The sequence below is a fragment of the Litorisediminicola beolgyonensis genome (assembly GCF_042679605.1).
Taxonomy (GTDB): Bacteria; Pseudomonadota; Alphaproteobacteria; order Rhodobacterales; family Rhodobacteraceae; genus Litorisediminicola; species Litorisediminicola beolgyonensis.
Genome location: NZ_JBHTMU010000005.1, coordinates 103,314 through 126,903 on the forward strand (window position 1 = coordinate 103,314; position 23,590 = coordinate 126,903).

At 65.7% G+C, this 23,590-nt stretch carries 23 protein-coding genes; 16 read left to right on the plus strand and 7 right to left on the minus strand.

Annotated features, from left to right (window positions below; translation table 11 throughout):
- Positions 1 to 46 precede the first annotated feature (46 nt).
- From ACFQ4E_RS04520 to ACFQ4E_RS04540, 5 genes are read left to right on the plus strand one after another with little or no spacing between them, the layout of a single operon-like run.
- Complete coding sequence (locus ACFQ4E_RS04520) at positions 47 to 520, plus strand: hypothetical protein (protein WP_386801746.1); 474 nt, start codon at positions 47 to 49, stop codon at positions 518 to 520.
- Complete coding sequence (gene coaBC, locus ACFQ4E_RS04525; protein WP_386801747.1) at positions 465 to 1,664, plus strand: bifunctional phosphopantothenoylcysteine decarboxylase/phosphopantothenate--cysteine ligase CoaBC; 1,200 nt, start codon at positions 465 to 467, stop codon at positions 1,662 to 1,664. The genes ACFQ4E_RS04520 and coaBC overlap by 56 nt, the downstream gene beginning before the upstream one ends.
- Positions 1,665 to 1,669: 5 nt before the next feature.
- Positions 1,670 to 2,125, plus strand: coding sequence for a dUTP diphosphatase (gene dut / locus ACFQ4E_RS04530; protein WP_386801748.1), 456 nt, complete (start codon positions 1,670 to 1,672; stop codon positions 2,123 to 2,125).
- Entirely contained in the window at positions 2,125 to 3,183 is a 1,059-nt protein-coding gene (locus ACFQ4E_RS04535) for a HesA/MoeB/ThiF family protein (protein ID WP_386801749.1), read from the plus strand. The genes dut and ACFQ4E_RS04535 overlap by 1 nt, the downstream gene beginning before the upstream one ends.
- 60 nt (positions 3,184 to 3,243) lie before the next feature.
- A complete protein-coding gene (locus tag ACFQ4E_RS04540; protein WP_386801750.1) occupies positions 3,244 to 5,265 on the plus strand; it encodes a M3 family metallopeptidase in 2,022 nt (673 codons plus the stop codon).
- A 47-nt stretch (positions 5,266 to 5,312) separates the two neighbouring features.
- Here the strand turns inward: ACFQ4E_RS04540 and ACFQ4E_RS04545 are convergent, their stop codons facing one another.
- The gene (locus ACFQ4E_RS04545) at positions 5,313 to 6,305 is read right to left on the minus strand and encodes a TraB/GumN family protein (protein ID WP_386801751.1); all 993 of its coding nucleotides are present in this window, start codon (positions 6,303 to 6,305) and stop codon (positions 5,313 to 5,315) included.
- Positions 6,306 to 6,392: 87 nt separating this feature from the next.
- On the opposite strand from ACFQ4E_RS04545, the gene ACFQ4E_RS04550 reads away from it, so the two are divergent.
- The 3 genes from ACFQ4E_RS04550 to groL all read left to right on the plus strand — a co-directional run bounded on the left by ACFQ4E_RS04550 (position 6,393) and on the right by groL (position 9,328).
- On the plus strand, positions 6,393 to 7,064 hold the full coding sequence (locus tag ACFQ4E_RS04550; protein WP_386801752.1) for a DUF2161 domain-containing phosphodiesterase: 672 nt from the start codon (positions 6,393 to 6,395) through the stop codon (positions 7,062 to 7,064).
- A gap of 251 nt (positions 7,065 to 7,315) precedes the next feature.
- Positions 7,316 to 7,627 (plus strand): co-chaperone GroES, encoded by a 312-nt coding sequence (locus ACFQ4E_RS04555; RefSeq protein WP_386801753.1) that lies wholly within the window; start codon positions 7,316 to 7,318, stop codon positions 7,625 to 7,627.
- A gap of 57 nt (positions 7,628 to 7,684) precedes the next feature.
- A complete protein-coding gene (groL, locus tag ACFQ4E_RS04560; protein ID WP_386801754.1) occupies positions 7,685 to 9,328 on the plus strand; it encodes a chaperonin GroEL in 1,644 nt (547 codons plus the stop codon).
- 183 nt (positions 9,329 to 9,511) lie between these two features.
- On the opposite strand, the gene ACFQ4E_RS04565 is transcribed toward groL, so the two are convergent.
- On the minus strand, positions 9,512 to 10,480 hold the full coding sequence (locus ACFQ4E_RS04565) for a hypothetical protein (RefSeq protein ID WP_386801755.1): 969 nt from the start codon (positions 10,478 to 10,480) through the stop codon (positions 9,512 to 9,514).
- A 299-nt stretch (positions 10,481 to 10,779) separates the two neighbouring features.
- Between ACFQ4E_RS04565 and ACFQ4E_RS04570 the strand changes: the two genes are divergently transcribed.
- The 4 genes from ACFQ4E_RS04570 to ACFQ4E_RS04585 are packed head-to-tail and all read left to right on the plus strand — an operon-like array spanning position 10,780 to position 14,020.
- The gene (locus tag ACFQ4E_RS04570; RefSeq protein WP_386801756.1) at positions 10,780 to 11,262 is read left to right on the plus strand and encodes a GNAT family N-acetyltransferase; all 483 of its coding nucleotides are present in this window, start codon (positions 10,780 to 10,782) and stop codon (positions 11,260 to 11,262) included.
- The gene (locus tag ACFQ4E_RS04575; RefSeq protein WP_386801757.1) at positions 11,262 to 12,104 is read left to right on the plus strand and encodes a DMT family transporter; all 843 of its coding nucleotides are present in this window, start codon (positions 11,262 to 11,264) and stop codon (positions 12,102 to 12,104) included. Before ACFQ4E_RS04570 ends, ACFQ4E_RS04575 begins: the two co-directional genes overlap by 1 nt.
- A 27-nt stretch (positions 12,105 to 12,131) precedes the next feature.
- Entirely contained in the window at positions 12,132 to 12,884 is a 753-nt protein-coding gene (locus ACFQ4E_RS04580; protein WP_386801758.1) for an esterase/lipase family protein, read from the plus strand.
- Positions 12,881 to 14,020 carry an alpha-D-ribose 1-methylphosphonate 5-triphosphate diphosphatase gene (locus ACFQ4E_RS04585; RefSeq protein WP_386801759.1) on the plus strand — a complete coding sequence of 380 codons (1,140 nt, stop codon included), beginning with the start codon at positions 12,881 to 12,883 and terminating at the stop codon, positions 14,018 to 14,020. Before ACFQ4E_RS04580 ends, ACFQ4E_RS04585 begins: the two co-directional genes overlap by 4 nt.
- A gap of 10 nt (positions 14,021 to 14,030) precedes the next feature.
- Here the strand turns inward: ACFQ4E_RS04585 and ACFQ4E_RS04590 are convergent, their stop codons facing one another.
- From ACFQ4E_RS04590 to ACFQ4E_RS04600, 3 genes are all read right to left on the minus strand, one after another.
- Positions 14,031 to 15,104 carry a 5-(carboxyamino)imidazole ribonucleotide synthase gene (locus ACFQ4E_RS04590; protein ID WP_386801760.1) on the minus strand — a complete coding sequence of 358 codons (1,074 nt, stop codon included), beginning with the start codon at positions 15,102 to 15,104 and terminating at the stop codon, positions 14,031 to 14,033.
- A gap of 33 nt (positions 15,105 to 15,137) precedes the next feature.
- Positions 15,138 to 15,632 carry a 5-(carboxyamino)imidazole ribonucleotide mutase gene (gene purE, locus ACFQ4E_RS04595; RefSeq protein WP_386801761.1) on the minus strand — a complete coding sequence of 165 codons (495 nt, stop codon included), beginning with the start codon at positions 15,630 to 15,632 and terminating at the stop codon, positions 15,138 to 15,140.
- Between the two features lie 77 nt (positions 15,633 to 15,709).
- On the minus strand, positions 15,710 to 15,934 hold the full coding sequence (locus tag ACFQ4E_RS04600) for a YdcH family protein (protein WP_386801790.1): 225 nt from the start codon (positions 15,932 to 15,934) through the stop codon (positions 15,710 to 15,712).
- A 180-nt stretch (positions 15,935 to 16,114) separates the two neighbouring features.
- Between ACFQ4E_RS04600 and ACFQ4E_RS04605 the strand changes: the two genes are divergently transcribed.
- Both ACFQ4E_RS04605 and ACFQ4E_RS04610 read left to right on the plus strand, forming a co-directional pair.
- Entirely contained in the window at positions 16,115 to 16,525 is a 411-nt protein-coding gene (locus tag ACFQ4E_RS04605) for an Hsp20 family protein (protein WP_386801762.1), read from the plus strand.
- A gap of 5 nt (positions 16,526 to 16,530) precedes the next feature.
- Positions 16,531 to 16,758 carry a DUF1150 family protein gene (locus ACFQ4E_RS04610; RefSeq protein WP_386801763.1) on the plus strand — a complete coding sequence of 76 codons (228 nt, stop codon included), beginning with the start codon at positions 16,531 to 16,533 and terminating at the stop codon, positions 16,756 to 16,758.
- A 160-nt stretch (positions 16,759 to 16,918) separates the two neighbouring features.
- On the opposite strand, the gene ACFQ4E_RS04615 is transcribed toward ACFQ4E_RS04610, so the two are convergent.
- On the minus strand, positions 16,919 to 18,442 hold the full coding sequence (locus tag ACFQ4E_RS04615; protein ID WP_386801764.1) for an SGNH/GDSL hydrolase family protein: 1,524 nt from the start codon (positions 18,440 to 18,442) through the stop codon (positions 16,919 to 16,921).
- Positions 18,443 to 18,651: 209 nt separating this feature from the next.
- Here ACFQ4E_RS04615 and ACFQ4E_RS04620 point away from each other — a divergent pair, with 209 nt between their 5' ends.
- Both ACFQ4E_RS04620 and ACFQ4E_RS04625 read left to right on the plus strand, forming a co-directional pair.
- Entirely contained in the window at positions 18,652 to 19,815 is a 1,164-nt protein-coding gene (locus ACFQ4E_RS04620) for a glycosyltransferase (protein ID WP_386801765.1), read from the plus strand.
- A complete protein-coding gene (locus ACFQ4E_RS04625) occupies positions 19,815 to 21,338 on the plus strand; it encodes a hypothetical protein (protein ID WP_386801766.1) in 1,524 nt (507 codons plus the stop codon). The genes ACFQ4E_RS04620 and ACFQ4E_RS04625 overlap by 1 nt, the downstream gene beginning before the upstream one ends.
- A gap of 93 nt (positions 21,339 to 21,431) precedes the next feature.
- On the opposite strand, the gene ACFQ4E_RS04630 is transcribed toward ACFQ4E_RS04625, so the two are convergent.
- Complete coding sequence (locus ACFQ4E_RS04630; protein WP_386801767.1) at positions 21,432 to 23,510, minus strand: bifunctional sulfate adenylyltransferase/adenylylsulfate kinase; 2,079 nt, start codon at positions 23,508 to 23,510, stop codon at positions 21,432 to 21,434.
- Positions 23,511 to 23,590: the final 80 nt, after the last annotated feature.

Consider the following 23,590-nt stretch of genomic DNA (forward strand, 5'->3'; position numbering starts at 1 on the left):
GGGAATGCGCCAAGCTTCTGTCGCTTTCTCCGGTCAGACCGGTGTCATGCATCGCTCCGACCCGATCCTCCGGCTGCGCCAGTTCCGCGGTTTTCCCCTTGTCCTGGCATGTCTTGCGGCCATCGCCGCCGCGGGGCTGATCCGCTACGACATGATCACCCATGTCGAGCACAGCGTCGGCCGGGTGGAAGACGTGCTGCAGCTGCCCGGCGGTTCCATGGCCGAGCGTCTGGTGGTGGTGTCCTGGGGTCAGAGCATGCGGCGGGCCTTGCCGACCGGCGATCCGCTTCTGCATCTGCGAACGGGCGACCGCGTCTGCATCGCGTCGCGCCGCTACCTGCTCAGACGCTGGACCCGCCACGCGATCGTGTTGCCGGGCTTCTGCCGCGATCTCCGGGAGGCGCTTGCCCGTCGACCGCTCCCGTCCTACGACTTGCAGACCGGAACCGGACGGGACGGCATTCATGCTGGCTGGCAAACGCATACTTCTGATCATCGCGGCGGGGATCGCGGCTTATAAGAGCCTCGACCTGATCCGGCGGCTGCGCGAACGTGGCGTGTCGGTGACGCCCGTGCTGACCCGCGCGGCCGAAGAATTCGTCACGCCGCTTTCGGTCTCGGCACTGGCGGGAGAAGAGGCGCATCGCGATCTCTTCGACCTGACCAAGGAAGCCGAGATGGGTCACATCCAGCTCTCGCGTGTCGCCGATCTCGTGGTCGTCGCCCCGGCGACCGCCGACCTCATGGCCAAGATGGCGGGCGGGCAGGCGGACGACCTGGCCTCGACGCTTCTCATGGCGACCGACACGCCGGTCCTGATCGCCCCGGCGATGAACGTGCGGATGTGGGAGCATCCCGCGACCCAGCGCAATCTCGCCACCTTGCAGGGAGATGGTGTCGCGGTCGTCGGCCCGAACTCGGGTGACATGGCCTGCGGCGAACATGGGCCCGGGCGCATGGCCGAGCCTTTGGAGATCGTCGCGGCCATCGAGGCGCGGCTTGCCAGCGGACCTCTCGCGGGGCGGCGCATCGTCGTGACCTCGGGGCCGACGCACGAGCCCATCGACCCGGTGCGCTACATCGCCAACCGGTCCTCGGGCGCGCAGGGCACGGCCATCGCACGCGCGCTGGTCGCGCTGGGCGCGGAGGTCGTGTTCGTGACCGGCCCCGCCGAGGTGCCGCCGCCCGAAGGCGTGACGCTCGTGAAGGTTCAAACGGCGCGCCAGATGCATGACGCGGTCATGGCGGCCTTGCCCGCCGATGCCGGGGTCTTCGCCGCCGCGGTCGCCGACTGGCGCGTTGCGAAAGAGGCGACCTCCAAGATGAAGAAGACCGCGGGCGGCCTTCCGGTGCTCGAGTTCGCCGAGAACCCCGACATCCTGAAAGCCGTCGCTGGTCTGGAAGATTCACGGCCCGCGCTTGTCATCGGCTTCGCGGCGGAGACCGACGATGTGATCCGCCACGCCACCGAGAAGCGCGCGCGGAAGGGCTGCGACTGGATCCTCGCCAACGATGTCTCGGCGGGCACCGGGATCATGGGCGGCACCGAGAATGCGATCGTGCTGATCTCGGACGCGGGCGCCGAGGAATGGCCGCGGATGACCAAGACCGAGGTCGCCTCGCGGCTCGCGCGCCGCATCGCCGAGGCGCTGGAGGCCGGGTGACGGGCGTGGTCGAGGTTTTCTTCGCCTGGACGGACGAGGCCGACCAGTCTCTGGGCCTGCCGGTCTACGCGACCTCCGGCGCGGCGGGGGCGGACCTGCGCGCCAACCTTGCCGACAGGGGCGAGGTGACGCTTTTGCCGGGGGCGCGCGCGCTGATGCCGACCGGTCTCAGGATCGCCATCCCTCCGGGCTTCGAGGCGCAGGTGCGGCCGCGCTCGGGGCTTGCGCTGAAACACGGGCTCACGCTTCCCAACGCGCCCGGCACCATCGACAGCGACTATCGCGGCCCCTTGGGCGTGATCGTGATGAACGCGGGGCAGGAGCCGGTGACGCTCCGCCACGGAAACCGGATCGCGCAGCTCGTGATCGCGCCGGTCGTGCAAGCGCGGTTCACCATTGCCGAGACGCTGGATGACACCACGCGCGGCGCGGGCGGGTTCGGCTCGACGGGGCGCGGCTGATGGTCTTGGTGCTGGGTCTCGGTGCGGCGCTCTGGGGCGTGGGGCATGTGATGGGCGCGCCGCGACAGGCGCGCGTCCTGATGCTGGGCCTTCTCTATGTCGCGGTTCTCGCGGTACAGATCATCTTTCCGGCAGGCCATCCCCTGCGCGAGGCGACCGGCGGCAGCGCGGCCGAGTGGCTGATCCTCGGCGGTTTCCTGGCGCTTGCGCTCTTCTACCGCGCGGGATTGCGCCGCCTGAAAGCGCGCGCCGAAGCGCGCGAGGCGGCAGAGACACCGGCGCCGCGGGGCGGCATCTTCCGTCCCGCGGAACTGGAGCGCTATGCGCGCCATATCGTGCTGCGCGAGATCGGCGGACCCGGCCAGAAGGCGCTCAAGGAGGCCAAGGTGCTGGTCATCGGCGCGGGCGGCCTGGGCGCTCCGGCGCTGCAGTATCTGGTCGCCGCGGGCGTCGGCACTGTCGGCGTGATCGACGACGACGTGGTCGAGAACGCCAATCTGCAACGCCAGGTCATCCACCGAGACGACGCCATCGGCCAGCCCAAGGTCTTCTCGGCCGAAAAGGCGCTCAAGGCGCTGAACCCTTATGTCGACATCAAGCCCTATCATCGCCGGTTCGATGACGAGATCGCCGAAGAGCTGGTGGCCGAGTACGATCTCGTCCTCGACGGGACCGACAATTTCGACACGCGTTACCGCGCGAACGCGGCCTGCGTGACGGCAGGAAGGCCGCTCGTCTCGGGCGCGCTCAGCCAGTGGGAGGGGCAGCTGTCGATCTTCGATCCGGCCTCGGGCGCGCCCTGCTACGCCTGCATCTTCCCCGAACCGCCCGCCGCCGGGCTCGCGCCGTCCTGCGCCGAAGCCGGGGTGATCGGACCGCTGCCGGGCGTGATCGGCGCGATGATGGCGGTCGAGGCGGTGAAGCTCGTGACCGGAGCGGGACAGCCGCTTCGGGGAGAGATGCTGATCTACGACGCGCTCTGGGGCGAAACCCGCAAGATCGCGTTGAAGCGCCGCGCCGATTGCGCGGTCTGCGGAGGCGGCTCCCGGATCGGCTGACGGACGTTGTCGTCCGGGGGCGGAGCGCTTACCTCTGGCGAAACGCTTCAGGAGATCTTCATGGCCAACCCGCTTCTCGCCGACTGGACGACCCCGTTCGGCCTGCCGCCCTTCGATGCCATCTCGGACGAGGATTTCCCGACCGCCTTCGAGACCGCGCGGATCGAACACCTGGCGGAGATCGCGGCGATTGCGCAGAACCCGGAGCCTCCGAGCTTCGAGAACACCATCGTCGCGCTCGAAGGCGCAGGCGGGGCGCTCGACAAGGTCCTGTCGGTCTTCTTCTCGCTTGCGGGCGCCGACAGCACGCCGCGGCGGCAGGAATTGCAGCGCGATTTCTCGCCCAAGCTCGCCGAGCATTATTCCGAGATCACCAGCAATGCTGATCTCTTCGCCCGCGTGGCGGCTCTCTGGGACGGGCGCGATGCTCTCGGCCTGTCTCCCGAGGAGACGCGCGTGCTGATGCTCACCCATCGCAGCTTCGTGCGCGCCGGTGCGGGTCTGTCCGGCGGCGAGGCCGAGCGGATGCGGGCGATCAAGTCGCGCCTTTCGGTGCTGGGCACGCAATTCACCCAGAACCTTCTGGCGGACGAGGCGAGCTGGCAGATGGAGCTCAGCGAGGACGATCTCGACGGTGTTCCCGGATTCCTGAAAGCGGCGGCGCGTGCGGCAGGGGCCGAGCGCGGGGCAGAGGGGCCGGTGATCACGCTCTCCCGGTCGCTCGTCGTGCCGTTCCTGCAGTTTTCGCCGCGGCGCGATCTGCGCGAACGGGCCTGGCGCGCCTTCACTTCGCGCGGTGCGAATGGCGGCGAGACCGACAACCGCGCCATCGCCAACGAGATCCTCGAGCTGCGCCGCGAGCGGGCCGCGCTTCTGGGCTACGAGAGCTTCGCGGCCTACAAGCTCGAGACCGAGATGGCCAAGACCCCCGAAGCGGTGCGGTCTCTCCTGATGCAGGTCTGGGAGCCCGCCAAGGCCCGCGCCCTGGCCGATGCCGAGGCGCTTGAGGCGCGGATGCAGGCCGACGGCTATAACGGTGCGCTGATGCCCTGGGACTGGCGCTACTACGCCGAGAAGCGGCGCAAGGACGAGTTCGATCTCGATGAGGAGGGGCTGAAGCCGTATCTCCAGCTCGACAGGATGCTCGAGGCGGCGATGGGCTGCGCCACGCGGCTCTTCGGGCTCGAGTTCGAGCCGCTCGACGCGGCGCTCTACCATCCCGATTGCCGCGCCTGGGACGTGACCCGGGACGGGCGCCATGTGGCGGTCTTCGTGGGCGACTACTTCGCGCGCGCCTCGAAGCGTTCGGGCGCCTGGTGCTCGGCAATGCGCATGCAGGCGCGGCGGCCCGAAGAGAAGACGCCGATCGTGGTCAATGTCTGCAACTTCTCGAAGCCCGGCGCGGGCGAAGCGGCGCTTCTGTCCTATGACGACGCGCGCACGCTCTTCCACGAGTTCGGCCATGCGCTGCACCAGATGCTGTCGGACGTGGAGTTCGGCTCGGTCGCCGGGACGAGCGTCGCCCGCGATTTCGTGGAGCTTCCCTCGCAGCTTTACGAGCACTGGCTCGAAGTGCCCGAGGTGCTGCGCGATTACGCGACCCATGTCGAGACCGGCGAGGCGATGCCGCCCGAGATGCTGGAGACGGTGCTTGAGGCCGCGAATTTCGATCAGGGGTTCCAGACGGTCGAATATGTCGCCTCGGCGCTCGTCGATCTCGATTTCCACGAGGGCACGCCGCCCGCGGATGCAATGGCGCGGCAGCAGGAGGTTCTGGCCGAGATGGGCATGCCCGAGGCCATCGCGATGCGCCACGCGACGCCGCATTTCGCGCATGTCTTCGCAGGCGACGGCTATTCCTCGGGCTATTACAGCTACATGTGGTCCGAGGTCATGGACGCCGACGCCTTCGCCGCCTTCACCGAGGCGGGCGGCGCGTTCGACCCGGAGGTGGCGCAGCGGCTCGAGCGGTTCGTGCTGTCCAAGGGCGGCTCGGCCGAGGCCGAGGATCTCTACATGGGCTTCCGCGGCCGCATGCCGGGGGTCGACGCGCTTCTGAAGGGGCGGGGGCTGGCGGCCTGAGCGGCTGAGAGTGCTGATAGGACGGAGGGGCGTTCCTCCGTCCGCTCTCAGAAGGGGGCGCGTTCGAGGGTGAAGCCCTCGGCCTCCAAGAGCGTCAGGAGGCCGTGCGGCCCGGGCAGATGCGCCGCGCCCGAGGCGATCACGACAAGGTCGTACTCCTCGGCGGCCTCGAGGATCACCGGCATCCAATCCTGGTTGCGGGCGATCAGGAGGCCTTCTTCCATCTCGTCGAAGCTGCGGTCGATCTCTTCGCGGCTCTGCTGCGAATGGCGTCGCGCGATCACCTTGGAGAGCGCCCAGCTCTCGCCCATCTGCTCGTCGAAATAGGCCGCGCGCAGCGTGGCGAGCCCGTCGCCCTGTTCGTCGGCGGCGTAGAGCGCGGCTTCCAGCATCTCGATCTGCTCGGGGATGGGGGCGGCGTTGAAGGTCCGGAAGATCGTCCGGAAATCCTCAAGCGCCGCCGTGGGCACATCGGCCGCCTCGGCCGCTTCGGCCAGGCGCTGGTCGAGGCCGGACTTGCCCGCCTGCGCGCCGTCGAGCGCGCAGGACGGCAGCGACAGCATCATCGCCAGATACCAGGGCCGCATCTTGGCCGCCATGAACCCGGGCATGCCGCGCTGGGCCAGGGCGCTCGAGAGCGCCTGCCAGCTGTCCTCGGACATGATCTCGGGCAGCGTCGTGTCGGCGAGGAGCAGGAGTTCGGGGTCGTTCATCAGCTCGGTCTGCAGCGTCTCCTGGTCTTCGAGCGTCATCTCCAGAAGCAGCAGATCGGCGCTCTCGAGCACCGGGCCAAGGCGCTGGGCGACACCATCGAGCCGCGGGTCGTCGACATGGATCGTTCCGACCAGATGCAGCGTCGTGTCCCCGCGGCGCGCGATCCAGTGGTTGCCGGTCATGTAGGGATGGCCCGCGACGGCGGCGTCGATTTCGCTGCGCTCGCTCTCGGTCAGCGTCGGGCGCAGGTCGGTGCCCTGGCAGGGCGCGGCGGCAAGCGCGCTGGCGGAAAAGAGCAGGGCAAGCAAACAGGCGAGACGGCGCATGGCGAAGGCTCCGGGAGGTGCAGGGGAAACGCGTTCAGGCTAGAGGCGGATCTTGTCACCGGCAAGGCGCCGCGCGAGACTTGGGGGATGACACGCGAGCAGGACCTCTACGCGCCGGTCAAGGCGCTGTTCGAACGGGCAGGATACATAGTGAAGGGCGAGGTCGGTGCCGCCGATCTGGTCGCCTGCCGCGACGGCGACGATCCGGTGGTGGTCGAGCTCAAGCTCGGCCTGTCGCTCAAGCTCTATCACCAGGCGGTGGCCCGGTTGAGCGCGACGCCGCAGGTCTACCTCGCGGTGCCGCGCCCGCGCGGACCGCGCGCGCGGCGGGTCCTCGCGGAGAACCGCACGCTCTGCCGCAGGCTCGGGCTCGGGCTGTTGACCGTGAGGCCCGACGGCAAGGTCGACGTAATCTGCGAGCCCGGGCCCTACGCGCCCCGCCGGAACGCGCGTGCTGGCACCGCGCTGAAAAGCGCCTTCGACCGGTTGCGCGGCGATCCGAACGATGGCGGGGCCACGCGGCACGGGCTTGTCACCGGCTACCGTCAGGATGCCTTGGTCTGCGCGGCGCATCTGGCCGAGACCGGACCCGCGCGGGGCCGCGACGTGGTCAAGGCGACGGGCGTCGCAATGGCAACGCGGATCATGCGCGACAATCACTACGGCTGGTTTTCGCGTGTCGAGACAGGGGTCTATGCGCTGACCGAGGCAGGGCAGGCCGGGCTTGTCCACTGGGCCGGAAGCTGGGAAGACGCCTGAGGGAAGCGGTCTTCCTGCCGGGATGACCCAAGGTAAGCCTCCCTCGCTGCCACCTTCGACACGGCACCTGTCAAGCGGCCTCGGTGCCCCGTCTGGCGCGCAAAAAATCTCACGGGCGCGTGTTGACAGAAGGTCGCGGCTTCCTTACCTCGACGCCGTTAGCACTCGATCAGGGTAAGTGCTAACGCCCGGCGGATCCCGAGCGGACCCGCTGGTCCCAGAGATAAACTTTGAGCCAAGGAGACTCGAAGATGGCATTCAAACCGCTTCATGACCGCGTCCTCGTGCGTCGCGTTGAGAGCGACGAGAAGACCAAGGGTGGTCTGATCATCCCCGACAGCGCCAAGGAAAAGCCCGCAGAGGGCGTCGTGGTGGCTTGCGGCGAAGGCGCCCGTAAGGACTCGGGCGAGCTGATCGAGATGGCCGTGAAGGCCGGCGACAAGGTTCTGTTCGGCAAGTGGTCGGGCACCGAAGTCAGCATCGACGGCGAAGAGCTGCTCATCATGAAGGAAAGCGACATCCTCGGAATCATCGAGGACGCGGCGGCAGCGAAGGCCGCGTAAGCTGACCGCTCCCCCGACAGCTTTTCCCTCAATACAAGAATTCAGGAGTAATCGAGAATGTCTGCCAAGGACGTCAAATTCGATACCGATGCCCGCAACCGTCTGCTGCGCGGCGTCAACATCCTCGCCGACGCGGTGAAGGTGACCCTCGGCCCGAAAGGCCGCAACGTTGTTCTCGACAAGTCGTTCGGTGCGCCCCGCATCACCAAGGACGGTGTGTCGGTCGCCAAAGAGATCGAGCTCGAGGACAAGTTCGAGAACATGGGCGCCCAGATGGTGAAGGAAGTCGCTTCCCGCACCAACGACGAAGCCGGTGACGGCACCACCACCGCGACCGTGCTGGCCCAGGCCATCGTCAAAGAGGGCGTCAAGGCCGTCTCCGCCGGCATGAACCCGATGGACCTCAAGCGCGGCATCGACCTGGCAACCGCCAAGGTCGTCGAGCACATCAAGGGTGCATCGCGCAAGGTCGAGAACTCCGACGAGGTCGCCCAGGTCGGCACCATCTCCGCCAACGGCGAAGAGACCATCGGCCGCCAGATCGCCGACGCCATGCAGCGCGTGGGCAATGAAGGCGTGATCACCGTCGAAGAGAACAAGGGCATGGAGACCGAGGTCGAGGTCGTCGAAGGCATGCAGTTCGACCGCGGCTACCTCTCGCCGTACTTCGTCACCAACGCCGACAAGATGATCGCAGAGCTCGATGACTGCATGATCCTGCTGCACGAGAAGAAGCTCTCGTCGCTGCAGCCGATGGTGCCGCTCCTCGAGTCGGTCATCCAGTCGCAGAAGCCGCTTCTCATCATCGCGGAAGACGTCGAAGGCGAAGCCCTCGCGACCCTCGTGGTGAACAAGCTCCGCGGCGGTCTGAAGATCGCAGCCGTCAAGGCACCGGGCTTCGGCGATCGCCGCAAGGCCATGCTGCAGGACATCGCGATCCTGACCGGCGGCCAGGTGATCTCGGAAGACCTCGGCATGAAGCTCGAGAGCGTCACCATGGACATGCTCGGCTCGGCCAAGAAAGTGTCGATCACTAAGGACGAGACCACCATCGTCGACGGTGCTGGCGAGAAGGCCGAGATCGAGGCGCGCGTCTCCCAGATCCGCACCCAGATCGAAGAGACCACCTCTGACTACGACCGCGAGAAGCTGCAGGAGCGGGTTGCCAAACTCGCAGGCGGCGTCGCCGTCATCCGCGTCGGCGGCATGACCGAGGTCGAAGTGAAAGAGCGCAAGGACCGCGTCGATGACGCCCTGAACGCGACCCGCGCGGCCGTTCAGGAAGGCATCGTGGTCGGCGGCGGCGTCAGCCTCGTGCAGGGCGCCAAGGGTCTCGAAGGCCTGACCGGTGCCAACAGCGACCAGAACGCCGGTATCGCCATCGTGCGCCGTGCGCTTGAGGCGCCGCTGCGCCAGATCGCCGAGAACGCCGGTGTCGACGGCTCCGTCGTTGCGGGCAAGATCCGCGAGAGCGACGACGTCAAGTTCGGCTACAACGCCCAGACCGACGAATATGGCGACATGTTCAAGTTCGGCGTCATCGACCCGGCCAAGGTCGTCCGCACCGCGCTGGAAGACGCCTCCTCGGTTGCAGGCCTGCTGATCACCACCGAAGCGATGGTGGCAGACAAGCCGCAGAAAGACGGCGCAGGCGCCGGCGGCGGCATGCCCGACATGGGCGGCATGGGCGGCATGATGTAATCATCCGCCTGTCCGACAGGACAGCGAGAGGCCCGGCGGAAACGCCGGGCCTTTTTCGTTCTCGGCCGTAAAAAGCGTTGATCTGCCATGCGGACAAACCGCACTGTCAGCAGTGTCGATCAACGTCGGCACAGTCGTTCAGACACGCGGCATGTTCGGCGCAACGGCCAGCAGGCAGTGGCCCTAATACTGAACAAGCACCCCATCCTCACCGACGTCATAGGGTCCTGGCGAAAACTCCGGATAGGGCGAGTTCACAATCGACGCTGGCCAGGGAACGCCATTGGGCATGCCGTTTTTTGCGTGGGCTTCTTCCAGTTTGCCGAACGAAATGCCGGGGTCGAGGCCAACCACATCCGCTTGGAAGCCGCGCTCGTCGGCTCTGACGCAAATCTGCCTGAGAACCCGTTCCGCTCCTTGGGCACCCATGACACCATGCTCCGGAGCAATACCGGAAATCCATGCGTCCAAGCCCAGATAGTCGATAAGCCACGCGGCCGTGCCGCGATCCAATTCAGGTTGGCCGATCAACCAGGTTAACAGCCGTTCCGGATCTGGATCATACGCTGCAGCATAAACCGCCATATGGTGGAAGATATGCGGATCGCGGGTCTCCTTCGCAGCTTTCAATCCATCACTGTCTGTCAGATCGAAGGAAACACGCTCTTCTTTCGGAGTGAACGACAGAATTTCCTCCACCATCGACAGGATCGCCTCCCGTGGGACGCGCTTGTTTACGAAATCGTCTCCGACAGGTCCCAGAAGCGGCCTGGCTTTGAATTTCCAACCGCCCCTTACGGTCAAGAACTTCTGGACAGACAGGGAATTCCACAAGCCGTTGGGTCCCGGCGGCGGGGCTGCGTGCGGAATGACATTCCCCGGGACAATCACCCGGTAGAGATGTTCGACCACACCACGTTCTTCAGGCGTCAGGTCTTCGTAGCTTTTGCTGACGCCTCCGTTGAAGTCCCGGATTGCCAGAGGCAACAGGTAGAATACGCCTCCCTTCGAGCCATCAACCATTCGAGAATTGAGCTGCGCGAGGCCGAGTTCATATCCTGCCTCGACGCCGATGTCCTTCTGGAAGTACTTGCCCTTGCCATCTTTCAAAATGACCGCGTTCTCGCCGCGTTTCTTCAAGAAGCCAAACACGGAATTCCCCCAAAAACTGAAATATTCTTGTTCCTTCGAGCCTAATGTTATCCGCCATTGCCATGCAATGAGGGAGACCCCCGCAGATATCCGGGATCGTGCTTTCCATGTGATTGGCGTGAAAGCCCACCTTCGCTGCGCTTTGTCCGAAAGGTCTGGTGTACCGGAAGTATTCGACCAACAGCGTTTGCGGCCCGTTCCGGCTTTTCGCTTCGACTTTATTCCGAGCTGGTCCGGTAGCGGTCGTTGACCTCGCGCGCTCGTCGGGGTTTCGTCGCCCAGAGGTAAGGGAGCGCGCGATGGCGGGACGGGATTTCATCCGGGAACTCAGGTCGGGAGAGGAAGAGGCGATCGACCGGCTTCTTCGCGCGGCCTTTGGCGGCCCCGACGAGGCGCAGCTGGTCAAGGCGCTCCGCAAGACCGGCGCGATGGCGGGCGAGCAGGTGGTGACGGAGGGTGCGAAAATCGTGGGCTATGCCGCGCTCTCCTCGATGCGGGAGCCCGCGGGCTGGCTCTGTCTCGCTCCGGTCGCGGTCCTGCCCGAGCGCCAGCGGCAGGGGATCGGGCGCAGGCTCACCGGCATGATCGCCCATTGGGCGCAGGCGGCGGGGCAGAGCGTCGTGGTGCTGGGCGACCCGGCCTTCTACGGCAGATGCGGCTTTTCGAGCGACGCGGCCAAGGGTCTCGAGACCCCCTATGACCTTGCCCATACGCTGGTCGCCGGTCCGCCTGCGACGCCGGGCACGCGCCTCGTCTATCCCAAGGCCTTCGGCGACGCATGATGCGGCCTGTCCTGCTGACCGCGCTGACGATGATCGCCTTCGCGGCGAACTCGGTGCTGAACCGGGCGGGCCTGGTCGGCGGCGGAATAGACGCGGTCAGCTTCGGCACGGTCCGGTTGCTCGCGGGCGCGGTCACTTTGGCGGGGCTGACCTGGGCCTTTCGCGGCGGCGTCCCGCTTGGCGGGCGCCTCCGGGCGGTCGGCGTGCTGGCGCTTCTGACCTATATCTACGGGTTTTCCACCGCCTATCTCGCGCTCGATGCCGGTCTCGGCGCGCTGATCCTTTTCGGTACGGTGCAGGTCACGATGTTCGCAGGCGCGCTTCTTGGCGGAGAGCGTCCCCAGCCGCAGCGCTGGGCCGGGGCGGGCATCGCCTTTGCCGGTCTCGTCTGGCTCCTGCTGCCGGGAAGCGCGCTCGGGGTCTCGCCGCTCCATGGTCTGATGATGGCGCTCGCCGGGATCGGCTGGGGCGTCTATTCGCTGGCGGGCCGAAACGCGGGTGACGCGCTGTCGGGCACCGCCGCGAACTTCATTCTCGCCGCGCCGCTGGGTCTGATCCTCGGGCTCGTTGTCGGAAACGGTCTGCCCTCCGGCGCACCCTCGGGGCTGGCGCTCGCGGTGCTCTCGGGGGCTGTGACCTCGGGGCTGGGCTACGCGCTCTGGTACACGGTCCTGCCGAAGCTCACCGCCAGCGCCGCGGCGGTCGCGCAATTGACCGTGCCGGTGATCGCGATCCTCGGCGGAGCGGTACTTCTGGGCGAGGCAATCTCGGCTCAGGCGCTTCTGGCCGCGGGGATCGTGCTCGGGGGCGTCGCGCTCTCGGTGCTGCCGCGCCGCCGCTGAGGCTCGCCAAGCGCCGCGTGCCGGTCTATGTCCGGTCGGATGTTGCGCCTTGCCTGTCTCCTGATCCTTCTCGCCGCCCCGGTGCGCGCCGATTGTGTGGTGCTGCTGCACGGGCTCGCCCGCAGCGGCCTGAGCTTCCTGCCGATGGCCGGGGTCCTGGAGGCGGCCGGGTTCCAGACCGTCGTGCCGACCTATCCGTCGACCGAGGCGCGGATCGAGGTCCTGGTCCAGGAGACCTTGCCGGATGCCGTCGCGGAGTGCGGCGAGGCGCGCGTGCATTTCGTCACCCATTCGATGGGCGGGATTCTCCTGCGGGTCTGGCTGGCCGAGACCCATCTCGAGCGGCTCGGCAGGGTGGTGATGCTGGCCCCGCCCAATCACGGCAGCGAACTGGTGGACGAGCTGGGCGGGCTCGAGCTGTTCCAGTGGATCAACGGCCCCGCGGGGCAGGAGCTCGGCACCGGCCCCGAGGATGTTCCGAACAGCCTGCCGCCCGTCGATTTCGAGCTGGGTGTTATCGCCGGGACGCTGTCCCTGAACCCGGTCTACTCGCAGCTCATACCGGGCGAGGATGACGGCAAGGTCTCGGTGGCTTCGACGCAGGTCGCGGGCATGAGCGATTTCCTCGTGCTGCCGCTGACCCATACCTTCATCATGCAATCGCCCGAGGTCATGGCGCAGGTCCTCCTGTTCCTGCGGGACGGCCGGTTCGATCCCGACGCGGATTGGCTCGACACGCTTCTCGACGCCGAATGCCTGTTCGAAGGGTGCCCGGAATGATCGAGGCACGCTTCACCGGGGCGGAGTTGCTTCTCGAGACCGGGTTCGAGCAGGGCGATCTCTCGATCGCCGATGGCAGGATCCAGGGCGATGGCGGCGACTTGAAGGAGGTCGATCTCTCCGGGTTCCGCGTTCTTCCCGGGATCGTCGATCTCCACGGCGATGGGTTCGAGCGGCATGTCGCGCCCCGGCGCGGCGCGCTGCGCGATGTGGGGCAGGGCATCCTCGCGACCGAGGCGGAGCTCGCTTCCAACGGGATCACCACCGCCTGGATCGCGCAGTTCTGGAGCTGGGAGGGCGGTATGCGCGGCCCGGATTTCGCCGAGCGCGTCTTCGAAGCGGTCGCGGCGTTGCAGGGCAGCGTTCCGACGGATCTGCACATGCAACTGCGCCTCGAGACGCACCTCTTGGACGAGTTCGCGCGCGCGGAGAGCATCGTGGCGCTGAGGGGCATCGACTACGTTGTCTTCAACGATCACCTGCAGCATGCGCGCCTCGCCGAGGGCCGTCGCCCGAAGCAGCTGACCGGACAGGCGCTGAAATCCGGACGCAGCCCGGAGGCGCATCTGGCGCTGATGCAGGCTCTGCACGATCGGCACGACGAGGTGCCATCGGCGCTCGACGCGCTCGGGCAGAGGCTGGTTGCGCGCGGCGTGCGGCTTGGAAGCCATGACGACCGCACGGATGAGGATCGCGCGGCGATGCGGGCGCGCGGGGCGCATGTGGCGGAGTTTCCCGAAACCCTCGACGCGGCGCGTGCCGCCCGCACGGCCGGGGACGCGGTGGTCATGGGCGCGCCGAACGTGATGCGGGCGGGATCGCACAAGGGCAACGTCTCGGCGCATGAGATCATTCGCGAGGGTCTCTGCGACGCGCTGGCCTCGGACTACCACTATCCCGCACCACGGCTCGCGGCGCTGTCGCTGGTCTCCGAGATCGGCTGGACCTCCGCCTGGCGGCTTGTGTCGGAAGGTCCGGCCCGGGTCATGGGGTTCAAGGATCGTGGGCGGATCGAGCTGGGCATGCGCGCAGATCTTCTGGTGCTCGATGCCGAGGATCGCGTGGCGATGACGGTTGCTGGCGGCGTGGTCAGCTATGCCAGTGGGCCCGTGGCGACGCGGCTCCTGCAGGCCTGAACGGCGCGGGTCAGCCGCGCAGGATGCGGTTCACGTGGCCCATCTTGCGCCCGTCCCGCGTCTCGGCCTTGCCGTAGAGATGCAGCGCAGTGTCCGCTTGGCGGACAAGGTCCGGGACCCGCTCCATGTCGTCTCCGATCAGGTTCTCCATCACCACGTCGGCGTGGCGGCGGCCATCTCCGAGCGGCCATCCCGCGACCGCGCGGATATGCTGTTCGAACTGGTCGACGGCGCAGCCCTGCTGGGTCCAGTGGCCGGAATTATGCACACGCGGCGCGATCTCGTTCACCACGAGACCGTCCCTGGTGACGAAAAGCTCGACGCCCATCACGCCGACATAGTCGAGCGCGGAGAGGATCTTCGCGGCCAGGAGCACGGCGTCCTGCGTGAGTTTCGCGGGCAGGCGGGCCGGAACCGTCGTGGTGCGCAGAATCCCGTCGCGATGCACGTTCTCGCCGGGATCGAAGCAGACCGTCTCGCCGCCCACGCCGCGGGCCGCGATCACGGAAACCTCGGAGGAGAACTCGACGAAACCTTCCAGAACCGCGGGCGCGCCCTTCATCTCGGCCAGCGCGGCCGAGGCGTCCTCGGGTCCGGAGAGCCGCGCCTGTCCCTTGCCGTCATAGCCGAAGCGGCGGGTCTTGAGGATCGCCGGTGTGCCGATCGTCGCCATCGCGGCTTCGAGCGCGGCGGCGTCGGGAATATCCGCGTAAGGCGCGGTTCTGAGGCCGAGCGCCGAGAGGAAGTCCTTCTCGGTCAGGCGGTCCTGGCTGATCCGGAGCGCCTCGCGCCCCGGGCGGACCGGGCGGGCGGCTTCGAGCAGATCGAGCGCGTCGGTCGGAATGTTCTCGAACTCATAGGTGACGACATCGACGCTGGCGGCAAAGGCCTTGAGCGCGTCCGCGGCGTCATAGGGCGCGGCGGTCAGGCGATGGGCGACCTGGGCGGCGGGAGCGTCGCTTGCGGGATCGAAGATATGGGATTTGAACCCGAGCCGCGACGCCGCGACCGAAAGCATCCGGCCAAGCTGGCCGCCGCCGATGATACCGATCGTGCTGCCGATGGGGAGGGGCTGAACGCTCATGTCGGGGCTCCGGGCTTGCGAGGGGGGGGGCGCTCAGTCGCGCAGGGGCTCTTCGGGGATCGAGGCGGAGAGCGCGGCGCGCCACGCGTCGAGACGCTCGGCCAGGGCCGGGTCCGACACGGCCAGGATGCCCGCGGCCATCAGGCCCGCATTGGCCGCACCGGCGGCACCGATGGCCATGGTCGCGACCGGAAAGCCGCGCGGCATCTGCACGATGGAATAGAGACTGTCGACTCCCGAGAGCGCCTTGGTCTGGACCGGGACACCGACGACCGGCACCCGGGTCTTCGACGCCATCATGCCCGGCAGATGCGCCGCGCCGCCGGCCCCGGCGATGATCACCTTGAGCCCGCGTCCTGCGGCGGTCTTGCCGTAGTCCCAAAGCCGGTCGGGCGTGCGATGCGCCGAGACGATGCGCGTCTCGTAGGAAATGCCGAGCTCGTCCAGGATGGTCGCGGCTTCCTGCAGGGTCGGCCAGTCGGACTGGCTGCCCATGATGATGCCCACTTGCGGGGACTCTTCGGCCATCGCGCGCTCCTTCAGGTTCTGGAGGCCGGGTTATAGCGGGCGCGGCGGCTTTCGCAACGGCAGGCAGTGCCCGGATATCAGGCGATGATGTCGGGGAGGAGTCGGTCTTCGATCAGCGAGATCCGATCCTTGAGCTGCAGCTTCTTCTTCTTGAGGCGTTGCAGCGTCAGCTGGTCGAAGGTGCCGGTGGCCTGAAGCGCGCGGATCGCCTCGTCAAGATCGCGGTGTTCGCGGCGGAACACCTCGAGCTCGACGCGGAGAACCTCGTCGGTCTTCATGGCGATTTCGCGGGGCACATTCATGGCGGTCGCATCTTCCATTGTGGCGGCCTCGGGAGAACAGGATAGCGATTCTCGCCGCGCGGGCAAAGCTTTGTGTTCCCGGCTCGTCTCTTGCGGGATCGCGGCATCGACCCCATATTCGTCTCAACGGGTCGCCGACAGGGGCCCAGACTGACGGTCGCTTACACAAAGGATGCGTCTATGACCAAGATGAGCCTGGGGTCTTACCCTCACATGCTCGGCTTCGAACAGCTCGAACGCCTTCTTGAGCGGACGGCGAAATCCGCAGAGGGCTATCCGCCCTTCAACATCGAACAGACCTCCGACAGGTCCTACCGGATCACGCTTGCCGTGGCAGGGTTCGCCGAGGGCGACCTCTCGATCACCGTCGAGGATCGCCAGCTCGTGATCCGCGGGCGGCAGCGCGAAGAGGCCGAGGCGCGGGTGTTCCTGCACCGGGGCATCGCCGCGCGCCAGTTCCAGCGGAGTTTCGTTCTGGCCGATGGCGTCGAGGTCGGTGACGCGGTGCTCGAAAACGGGCTGCTGCATGTCGACCTGACGGTCGCCGAGCCGGAGACCGTCGTTCAGACCATACAGATCAGGAAGGGGTAAGGCTGATGCATACGAAATACGATTTCTCGCAGCTCGACGAGGGCCGGGTGGTCTATGTCCGTCCCGTCTCGGTCGCCGACCTTCCCGAGGACGTCAAGGAGCAGGCGATGGGGCAGGACACGCTTTATGCGGTCCATCGCGCCGACGGCGAGCGGCTGGCTCTGGTCAAGGACCGGAAGCTCGCCTTCGTCCTCGCCCGCCAGAACGACCTTGCGCCGGTGACCGTCCACTGAGATTGCCCGGCTGGGAGGTCATGGCTCGCAGCCGGGCCTCACTTTAATTGACGTCTCTGACCGACAGGTGAGAAGGCATCCGGCGTAGTTCGCCAGCGATCGCCTATCCGACTTTTGCACGAAACCGCGTCCCTCGCATGGAGCGAGAGACGCGCCCGGATCAAATGAAGTTCCACAGCTCCGCTTGCTCGAGCAGCGCCGTCTGATCCCCGTTCAGGGACAGATCCGGCGTTTCATCCCGTCCCACGAAGACATAGCGCTCGATGCTCGAGACGTTCAGGCCGAGATCGTCGAAGACCGCCGAGCCGTCGCCCCAAAAGAACCGGTCCAGATCGGCGAGCGCCTTCGTGGTGGCGGTCAGGCGCAGAACCAGCGTGTCGAAGCCACGCCCGCCGTTCAGGATGTCGGTGTCGTTGCTGTCGCGGCCGAAGAGTTCTTCTTCCGTGAAGATGAAGAGATCGTTGCCGCTGCCGCCGAAGACGCGGTTCGACCCGTTCCCGTCGATCAGGATGTCGTTCCCCCCGCCGCCGCGCAGCGTGTCGTTGCCGTCATTACCCGCCAGCAGGTCGCTGTCGCGATTGCCGTCGATCAGGTCGTTCCCCTTGCCGCCTCCGATCAGGTCGGAGCCGCGCTCACCCGCGACCGTGTCATTCCCGTAGCCCGCAAGCACGACATCGTCGCCGCCCCTGAGGAGCAGATCGTCATCTCCGCCCAGTGCGAAGACGAACTCGGCATCGTTGCCATAGGTCTCGACATCGGCGCCGTCGCTGCCCTTGGTCAGGCCGTGGGTCAGGGTTTCCGCCTCGAAGATCGCGAGGATGTCGTGGAATTCCTCGGTCGGGTGCACCTCGTCCCAGAACATGAACTGCTCTTCGGGCGTGGTGAAATAGTCGAGCGTCGGGACGGGAAGCCCGCCCGATCCGGAAAAGGCATAATCCTCGGAGTTGCGGAAGCCGAAGCCGGTCGCGTCGGCCGCGACCTCGTCACCCAGAAGACCGAACTCGATCACGCGCACGCTCTCGGCGAAGCTGTCGGCGATCGACAGGATGCCGCTGTTGAAAAACGCCGAGACCTGATCGCCGACGGCGTCCGCCTCGGCGCCCTGCATCGAGACGGTCGGGAAGAAGCTGCCGCCGGGCAGGGTGTAGAGAAGGACCTCGCCGACCCCGGCCGCGAGAAGCGTCGCGGTCGCGGCGGCGATCCCGTCCAGCGCCGCGGTGATCTTCGCAAGCGCGCCCTCGGGCGTGTAGCCGTCGAGCGGGATGTTCAGGTCATTGGCGCCGATCAGAAGCGCCACGGCGAGATCCGAGCGATCCGTTCCTGCGGTCGCCTCGAGCAGGCGCTGGGTCTGTCCGGAGAGATCGATCACCGTGGCCAGCGCGTCCTGCTGATCGGCGCTGAGCGTGCCCGACAGCGTGTCGAGCAGCGCGTTGTCGCCGAGATAATCCTGCAGCGTCCGGTCGTCACCAGCCTTGGCGCCGCCGACAGCGAAGTTCAGATCGCCCGACAGGCCGAGAAGATCCGAGAGCGTCTCGGCATGCGTGTCGCCATTGGTCGCGGCCTTGTCATAGGGCGGTGAGAGCGGCAGCCCGAAGCCGAAGAGGCGCTCGGTCAGCGCGTAGAGATTGCCGTCGTCGGTGAGGCTGTCGCCGAGATAGGCGATCCGCGTGAAATCATATGTCATGAAGGTCCTCCCAGAATGCATCAAATAGGCAGCGACTATTCGTTTCAGTCAAGTCTACTGTCCTCAAGTCTACTGTCCCGAAGCGCAGCCGTGCGTTGAAGACCATGTTGCACGAAACGGTCAGTTCGGAAAAATTCATGTCGCCACCTCCAAAATGACACGCGGCGCCGTCTTAGTGTCGCTGATCCGAGAATTTCACGAGTTTATTCATGACCGCGACTTCGCCCAGCCGGAACGATTTTCTCCAGCCATCTTCGCGACCCGCCGGATCGATTTCCATTCTGGACCGCCCGCTTGAGCTTTCCGTGATCGTTCCGACATTCAATGAGGCCGCGAATGTCGATCCCCTGATCGAGGCGCTGTCGGCTGCCTTGCGGGGCCGTGTGTTCGAGGTGATCTTCGTCGACGACGACAGCGGGGACGGAACTGCGGATCGTGTGCGGGAACGTGCGAGCGTTGACCCGCGGATTCGGTGTTTGCATCGGAGTGGGCGGCGCGGATTGTCCTCGGCCTGCATCGAGGGGATCATGGCGTCAGCGGCACCGTGCGTTGCCGTGATCGACGGCGATCTCCAGCATGACGAAACGCTGCTTCCCAAGATGCTCGATCTTCTGGATACAACGGATGCGGATATCGTGGTGGGGTCGCGGTATGTTGATGGAGGCGGCGTCGGCAACTGGACCGCCGACCGGGTGAAAAAATCGCAGTTTGCGGGCGCTCTCGCCAAGCGACTGACCGGGGTCGAGCTGTCCGATCCGATGAGCGGGTTTTTCATGGTCCGCTCTGAAACGTTTCGGCGCGCGGTGCCTCATCTCTCGGCGGTCGGTTTCAAGATCTTGCTCGATCTCTTCACATCGTCGCCCGAAACGCTCAGGTTTCGCGAACTGCCTTACACGTTTCGAAGTCGCGAACGCGGCGAGAGCAAGCTCGACAACAAGGTGCTGCTCGAATTTCTGGAGCTCCTGATCGAGAAATCAATCGGTCGGTGGATCCCGGCAAAGTTCATTATGTTCGCTCTCGTCGGCGGCTCCGGCGTAGTCGTCCATTTCCTCGTTCTGTCTCTTCTTCTCGGAGCTTGGGGCGTAGCGTTTTCGAGCGCGCATGTGGTCGCAACATGCGTCGCGATGACGTGGAACTACGCGATCAACAATGTCTTCACCCATCACGACAAGCAGTTGCGCGGTGCGCAGTGGCTTCGCGGCTGGCTGACATTCGCGCTGGCCTCGAGTATCGGCGCGATCACCAATGTCGGCGTGGCCACCTATCTTTTCGAGCAGCAGGGAACCGTGTGGTATGCCTCTGCGCTGGCGGGCATCGCGATGGGCGTTGTCTGGAACTACGCGATTACCTCCGTCTACACATGGCGGAGGTGATGGTGCGACCGATCGAGACGCCGTGGCCGGCTGCACTCTACCGGCCCGGCCTCTGGATCGCTTTGATCGTGGCGCTTGTGGCGGTCACCCAAGGGCCGACATATTTCGACGAAACCCTCGACTACGATGAGCAGACCTTCATCTTGATGGCGGCGTCCGTTCTGGACGGGCATCTGCCGTACACTCAGTTGATCGACAACAAGCCGCCCGGGCTTTTTATTGTCCTGGCTGGTGCAATGGCGCTCTTGGGCGAGAGCTGGCTGGCCGTCCGGGCATTTGGCGATCTGTGCTTGGTCGTCCTGTTGATCTTGGTCTTTCAATATTCAAAGCGGTTCGCATCGGTGCCCGCCGCTGGATTGGCTTCATCGGTCTTGGCGTTGACCACGGCCGATTTCATGTGGGCCCACACCAGTTCCGAAATCCTCGCGATGGTTCCGCTTCTCGGAGCGTTCATGCTGATCGACCGCGACGAGCTGACGTTTCGGCGCATGGCGCTTGCCGGTGTTCTCGTGGCTGCCGCCGTTCTCATCCGGACAAATCTCGCAATCGTTGCGGTGCTCCTCGGCGTCTGGCTTCTCTTTCGGGTCGTGCGAACCGGGAAAGGGCTGGCTGGCGTGTTCGGGTATGGCCTCGGGGGGCTGTCGGTTCTGGCTCTGCTCTTGGCTGCATATGCAAGCGCAGGCGCGCTGCCTAATCTGTGGGTTGCAGCGGTCGAAGTGCCGCTCTCGTATTCCGCCAATCAGAGCTCTTCATCGGGTGTCGCCTATCGCTTCCTTCTGAAGCTTGGTTTTCTGATTTTTGTCGAGAAACCTTGGCTCTGGGTTCCCTATGTCGCTCTGGTTGCACTGGGTATCGCCCGTTCCAAGAGAGCGGGTGGCCGGACTGTTCACGTCCTGTTTCTATGGGCAGCAATCACCTTCGTTGCTCTATCGATCTTAAAATCTGGCACCCTCTACGGCCATCACATGACCCAGCTGCTGCCGCTGCTGACGGTGGCGTCTGCGAGAGGGCTGGACCACGTTCCGCTCAGAACCGCGTCGGCAAAATTTTTGACGTTGCCAATTGCACTTGGGATGATCGCAAGTGTCGGTCTCAGCCTGATCTCCACCACAAACTCCGTCAGATCGGGCAAGCCTTTGGTCGGACATGGCGATGTCGCGAACATCGCTGCGATCATCCAAGGGGACATTGAACAGGGTGACACGATCTGGGCCATTCGCGCGCATATTCTGCACCATGTACTGAACGTACCTCCGATTTATCCGGTGATGGTTCATCCCGAAAACATCGTTCGGGATGAAATTCGCCGACCAATTGCCGAGGCCGGCTTTCTTCCCGACGATGCGTTTCAACGCGTCGTCGACTCGAGGCCGCAGTTCATTATCTTCGACTCCGAAGAGCTGACTTTGTATCCGTATTCGTCTGACATGCCCGAGCTCGAGGGCATCCTCGCGCAAGACTACGAGGTCGCATATGAAAGCGACGCTTTCATCCTGCTGCGATACGTAGGGAACCGGGAGTAGCTCTGCTCCCGTTCTTTGGCGCGAATGTCGCCCGACCTACTAAAAGCAGAAAGGGGCCCGTGAAGGCCCCTTTCTCCAACGCGTCAGTTCGGCTCAGGCGCCTGCGATCAGGCCCATGGACTCGAGCTTCAGGATCACCTGATGGGCGCAGTTGTCGACTTCCTGGCCTTCGGTATCGACGCTCAGCTCGGGGTTCTGCGGCACGTCATAGGGATCGGAGATGCCGGTGAACTCCTTGATCTTGCCTTCGCGGGCGAGCTTGTAGAGACCTTTGCGATCGCGGCGCTCGCATTCCTCGAGCGAGGTCGCGACATGCACCTCGATGAAGGCACCGAACTGCTCGATCTCCTCGCGCACGGCCCGGCGGGTCGTGGCGTAGGGGGCGATCGGCGCACAGATGGCGATGCCGCCGTTCTTGGTGATCTCGGAGGCCACGTAGCCGATGCGGCGGATGTTGAGGTCGCGGTGCTCCTTGGAGAAGCCCAGCTCGGACGAGAGGTTCTTCCGCACGATGTCGCCGTCGAGAAGCGTCACCGGACGGCCGCCCATCTCCATCAGCTTGACCATGAGCGCGTTGGCGATGGTCGATTTGCCGGAGCCCGAGAAGCCGGTGAAGAACACGGTGAAGCCCTGCTGCGAGCGCGGCGGCTTGGTCTTGCGCAGCTCCTCGACCACCTCGGGGAAGGAGAACCAGTCCGGGATCTCCAGGCCTTCCTGCAGGCGGCGGCGCAGCTCGGTGCCCGAGATGTTGAGGATGGTGATGTTGTCCTTGTCCTCGATCTCGTCCATCGCCTCGTACTGGGCGCGCTCCTGGACGTAGACCATGTGTTTGAAGTCCACCATCTCGATGCCCATCTCCTCCTGGTGCTCCCGGAAGAGGTCCTGAGCATCATAGGGACCGTAGAAATCCTCGCCCGCCGAGTTCTTGCCCGGACCGGCGTGGTCGCGACCGACGATGAAATGCGTGCAGCCGTGGTTCTTGCGGATGAGACCGTGCCAGACGGCCTCGCGCGGGCCCGCCATGCGCATGGCGAGGTTCAGGAGCGACATGGTCGTGGTCGACTGGGGATACTTGTCGAGCACGGCCTCGTAGCAGCGGACGCGGGTGAAGTGGTCGACGTCGCCAGGCTTCGTCATGCCGACGACCGGGTGGATCAGCAGGTTGGCCTGGCTCTCGCGCGCGGCGCGGAAAGTCAGCTCCTGGTGGGCGCGGTGCAGCGGGTTGCGGGTCTGGAACGCGACAACCTTGCGCCAGCCGAGCTTGCGGAAGCGCGAGCGCATCTCGTTCGGCGTGTCGCGACGGCCGCGGAAATCGTAGTGGATCGGCTGCTGGATGCCGGTGATCGGACCGCCGAGATACACAGCGCCCGCCGTGTTGTGCAGGTAGTTGACCGCCGGATGCGCGCTGTCGTCGGCGCCGAAGACCTTCTCGGCCTCGCGGGCCTTGTTCGGCACCCATTTGTCGGTGACGGTCATGGTGGCAAGGATCACGCCTTCCTGGTCGCGCAGTGCGATATCCTGGCCGATCTCGATGGTGTCGGCGAATTTCTCGGTCACATCGAGAGTGATCGGCATCGGCCAGAGGGTGCCGTCGGTCAGGCGCATGGTCTCGACGACCGAGTCGTAATCGGCCTCGGACAGGAAGCCCTTCAGCGGGTTGAACCCGCCGTTCATCAGCAGTTCGAGATCGCAGATCTGGCGCGGGGTCAGATCGTGGCTGGTGAGGTTTCCGGCCTCGACCTTGAGCTTCTGGGCGCTGTCGTAGGAGACGTAGAGCTCGGGGATCGGCGCGAGATTGTTCTGCATGAAGTGGCTCCTGGTGTTGAGTGGGACGAGGCCGCTGGTCGAGCCCGTGAGCTCGGCGTGCAGGGCATCGAATTCGGCGAATTTGCGGGCAAGGAAGCGGTCGGTGAGACGGTTCTTCTCACCGGCGCCGCGGGTGGTGATGGCGTAGGTGAAGCGCTGGCGCCGGTCGGGTCCGGCGCGCTCGGTGATGCTGACCAGCCCCGCCGCGGCGGCTCCGCGCAGAAGCGCGTTCAGGCGCCCGAGCGAGATCCCGAGCGCACCTGCGATCACCCGCTGCGAGGCCTCCGGCGTCAGGTCGAGCTGGCGCAGGAGACGGAAGAGCTGGTCTTCTTCGGTAAGGCTGGAGGTCGGGGCGGGCGCGTTCATGGCGGAGGTCGGCGTCGAAGCAGGTGTGTTCAGTCGTGAACGCACTCTCACAAAACGCGACGTCGCGAAACCCCCGATCA

Coding starts and splice junctions, on each gene's coding strand:
- ACFQ4E_RS04520 (WP_386801746.1), top strand. CDS start 47: ATGCATCGCTCCGACCCGATCCTCCGGCTGCGCCAGTTCCGCGGTTTT.
- coaBC (WP_386801747.1), top strand. CDS start 465: ATGCTGGCTGGCAAACGCATACTTCTGATCATCGCGGCGGGGATCGCG.
- ACFQ4E_RS04535 (WP_386801749.1), top strand. CDS start 2,125: ATGGTCTTGGTGCTGGGTCTCGGTGCGGCGCTCTGGGGCGTGGGGCAT.
- ACFQ4E_RS04540 (WP_386801750.1), top strand. CDS start 3,244: ATGGCCAACCCGCTTCTCGCCGACTGGACGACCCCGTTCGGCCTGCCG.
- ACFQ4E_RS04545 (WP_386801751.1), bottom strand. CDS start 6,305: ATGCGCCGTCTCGCCTGTTTGCTTGCCCTGCTCTTTTCCGCCAGCGCG.
- ACFQ4E_RS04550 (WP_386801752.1), top strand. CDS start 6,393: ATGACACGCGAGCAGGACCTCTACGCGCCGGTCAAGGCGCTGTTCGAA.
- ACFQ4E_RS04555 (WP_386801753.1), top strand. CDS start 7,316: ATGGCATTCAAACCGCTTCATGACCGCGTCCTCGTGCGTCGCGTTGAG.
- groL (WP_386801754.1), top strand. CDS start 7,685: ATGTCTGCCAAGGACGTCAAATTCGATACCGATGCCCGCAACCGTCTG.
- ACFQ4E_RS04570 (WP_386801756.1), top strand. CDS start 10,780: ATGGCGGGACGGGATTTCATCCGGGAACTCAGGTCGGGAGAGGAAGAG.
- ACFQ4E_RS04575 (WP_386801757.1), top strand. CDS start 11,262: ATGCGGCCTGTCCTGCTGACCGCGCTGACGATGATCGCCTTCGCGGCG.
- ACFQ4E_RS04580 (WP_386801758.1), top strand. CDS start 12,132: ATGTCCGGTCGGATGTTGCGCCTTGCCTGTCTCCTGATCCTTCTCGCC.
- ACFQ4E_RS04585 (WP_386801759.1), top strand. CDS start 12,881: ATGATCGAGGCACGCTTCACCGGGGCGGAGTTGCTTCTCGAGACCGGG.
- ACFQ4E_RS04590 (WP_386801760.1), bottom strand. CDS start 15,104: ATGAGCGTTCAGCCCCTCCCCATCGGCAGCACGATCGGTATCATCGGC.
- purE (WP_386801761.1), bottom strand. CDS start 15,632: ATGGCCGAAGAGTCCCCGCAAGTGGGCATCATCATGGGCAGCCAGTCC.
- ACFQ4E_RS04600 (WP_386801790.1), bottom strand. CDS start 15,934: ATGAATGTGCCCCGCGAAATCGCCATGAAGACCGACGAGGTTCTCCGC.
- ACFQ4E_RS04605 (WP_386801762.1), top strand. CDS start 16,115: ATGACCAAGATGAGCCTGGGGTCTTACCCTCACATGCTCGGCTTCGAA.
- ACFQ4E_RS04610 (WP_386801763.1), top strand. CDS start 16,531: ATGCATACGAAATACGATTTCTCGCAGCTCGACGAGGGCCGGGTGGTC.
- ACFQ4E_RS04615 (WP_386801764.1), bottom strand. CDS start 18,442: ATGACATATGATTTCACGCGGATCGCCTATCTCGGCGACAGCCTCACC.
- ACFQ4E_RS04620 (WP_386801765.1), top strand. CDS start 18,652: ATGACCGCGACTTCGCCCAGCCGGAACGATTTTCTCCAGCCATCTTCG.
- ACFQ4E_RS04625 (WP_386801766.1), top strand. CDS start 19,815: ATGGTGCGACCGATCGAGACGCCGTGGCCGGCTGCACTCTACCGGCCC.
- ACFQ4E_RS04630 (WP_386801767.1), bottom strand. CDS start 23,510: ATGAACGCGCCCGCCCCGACCTCCAGCCTTACCGAAGAAGACCAGCTC.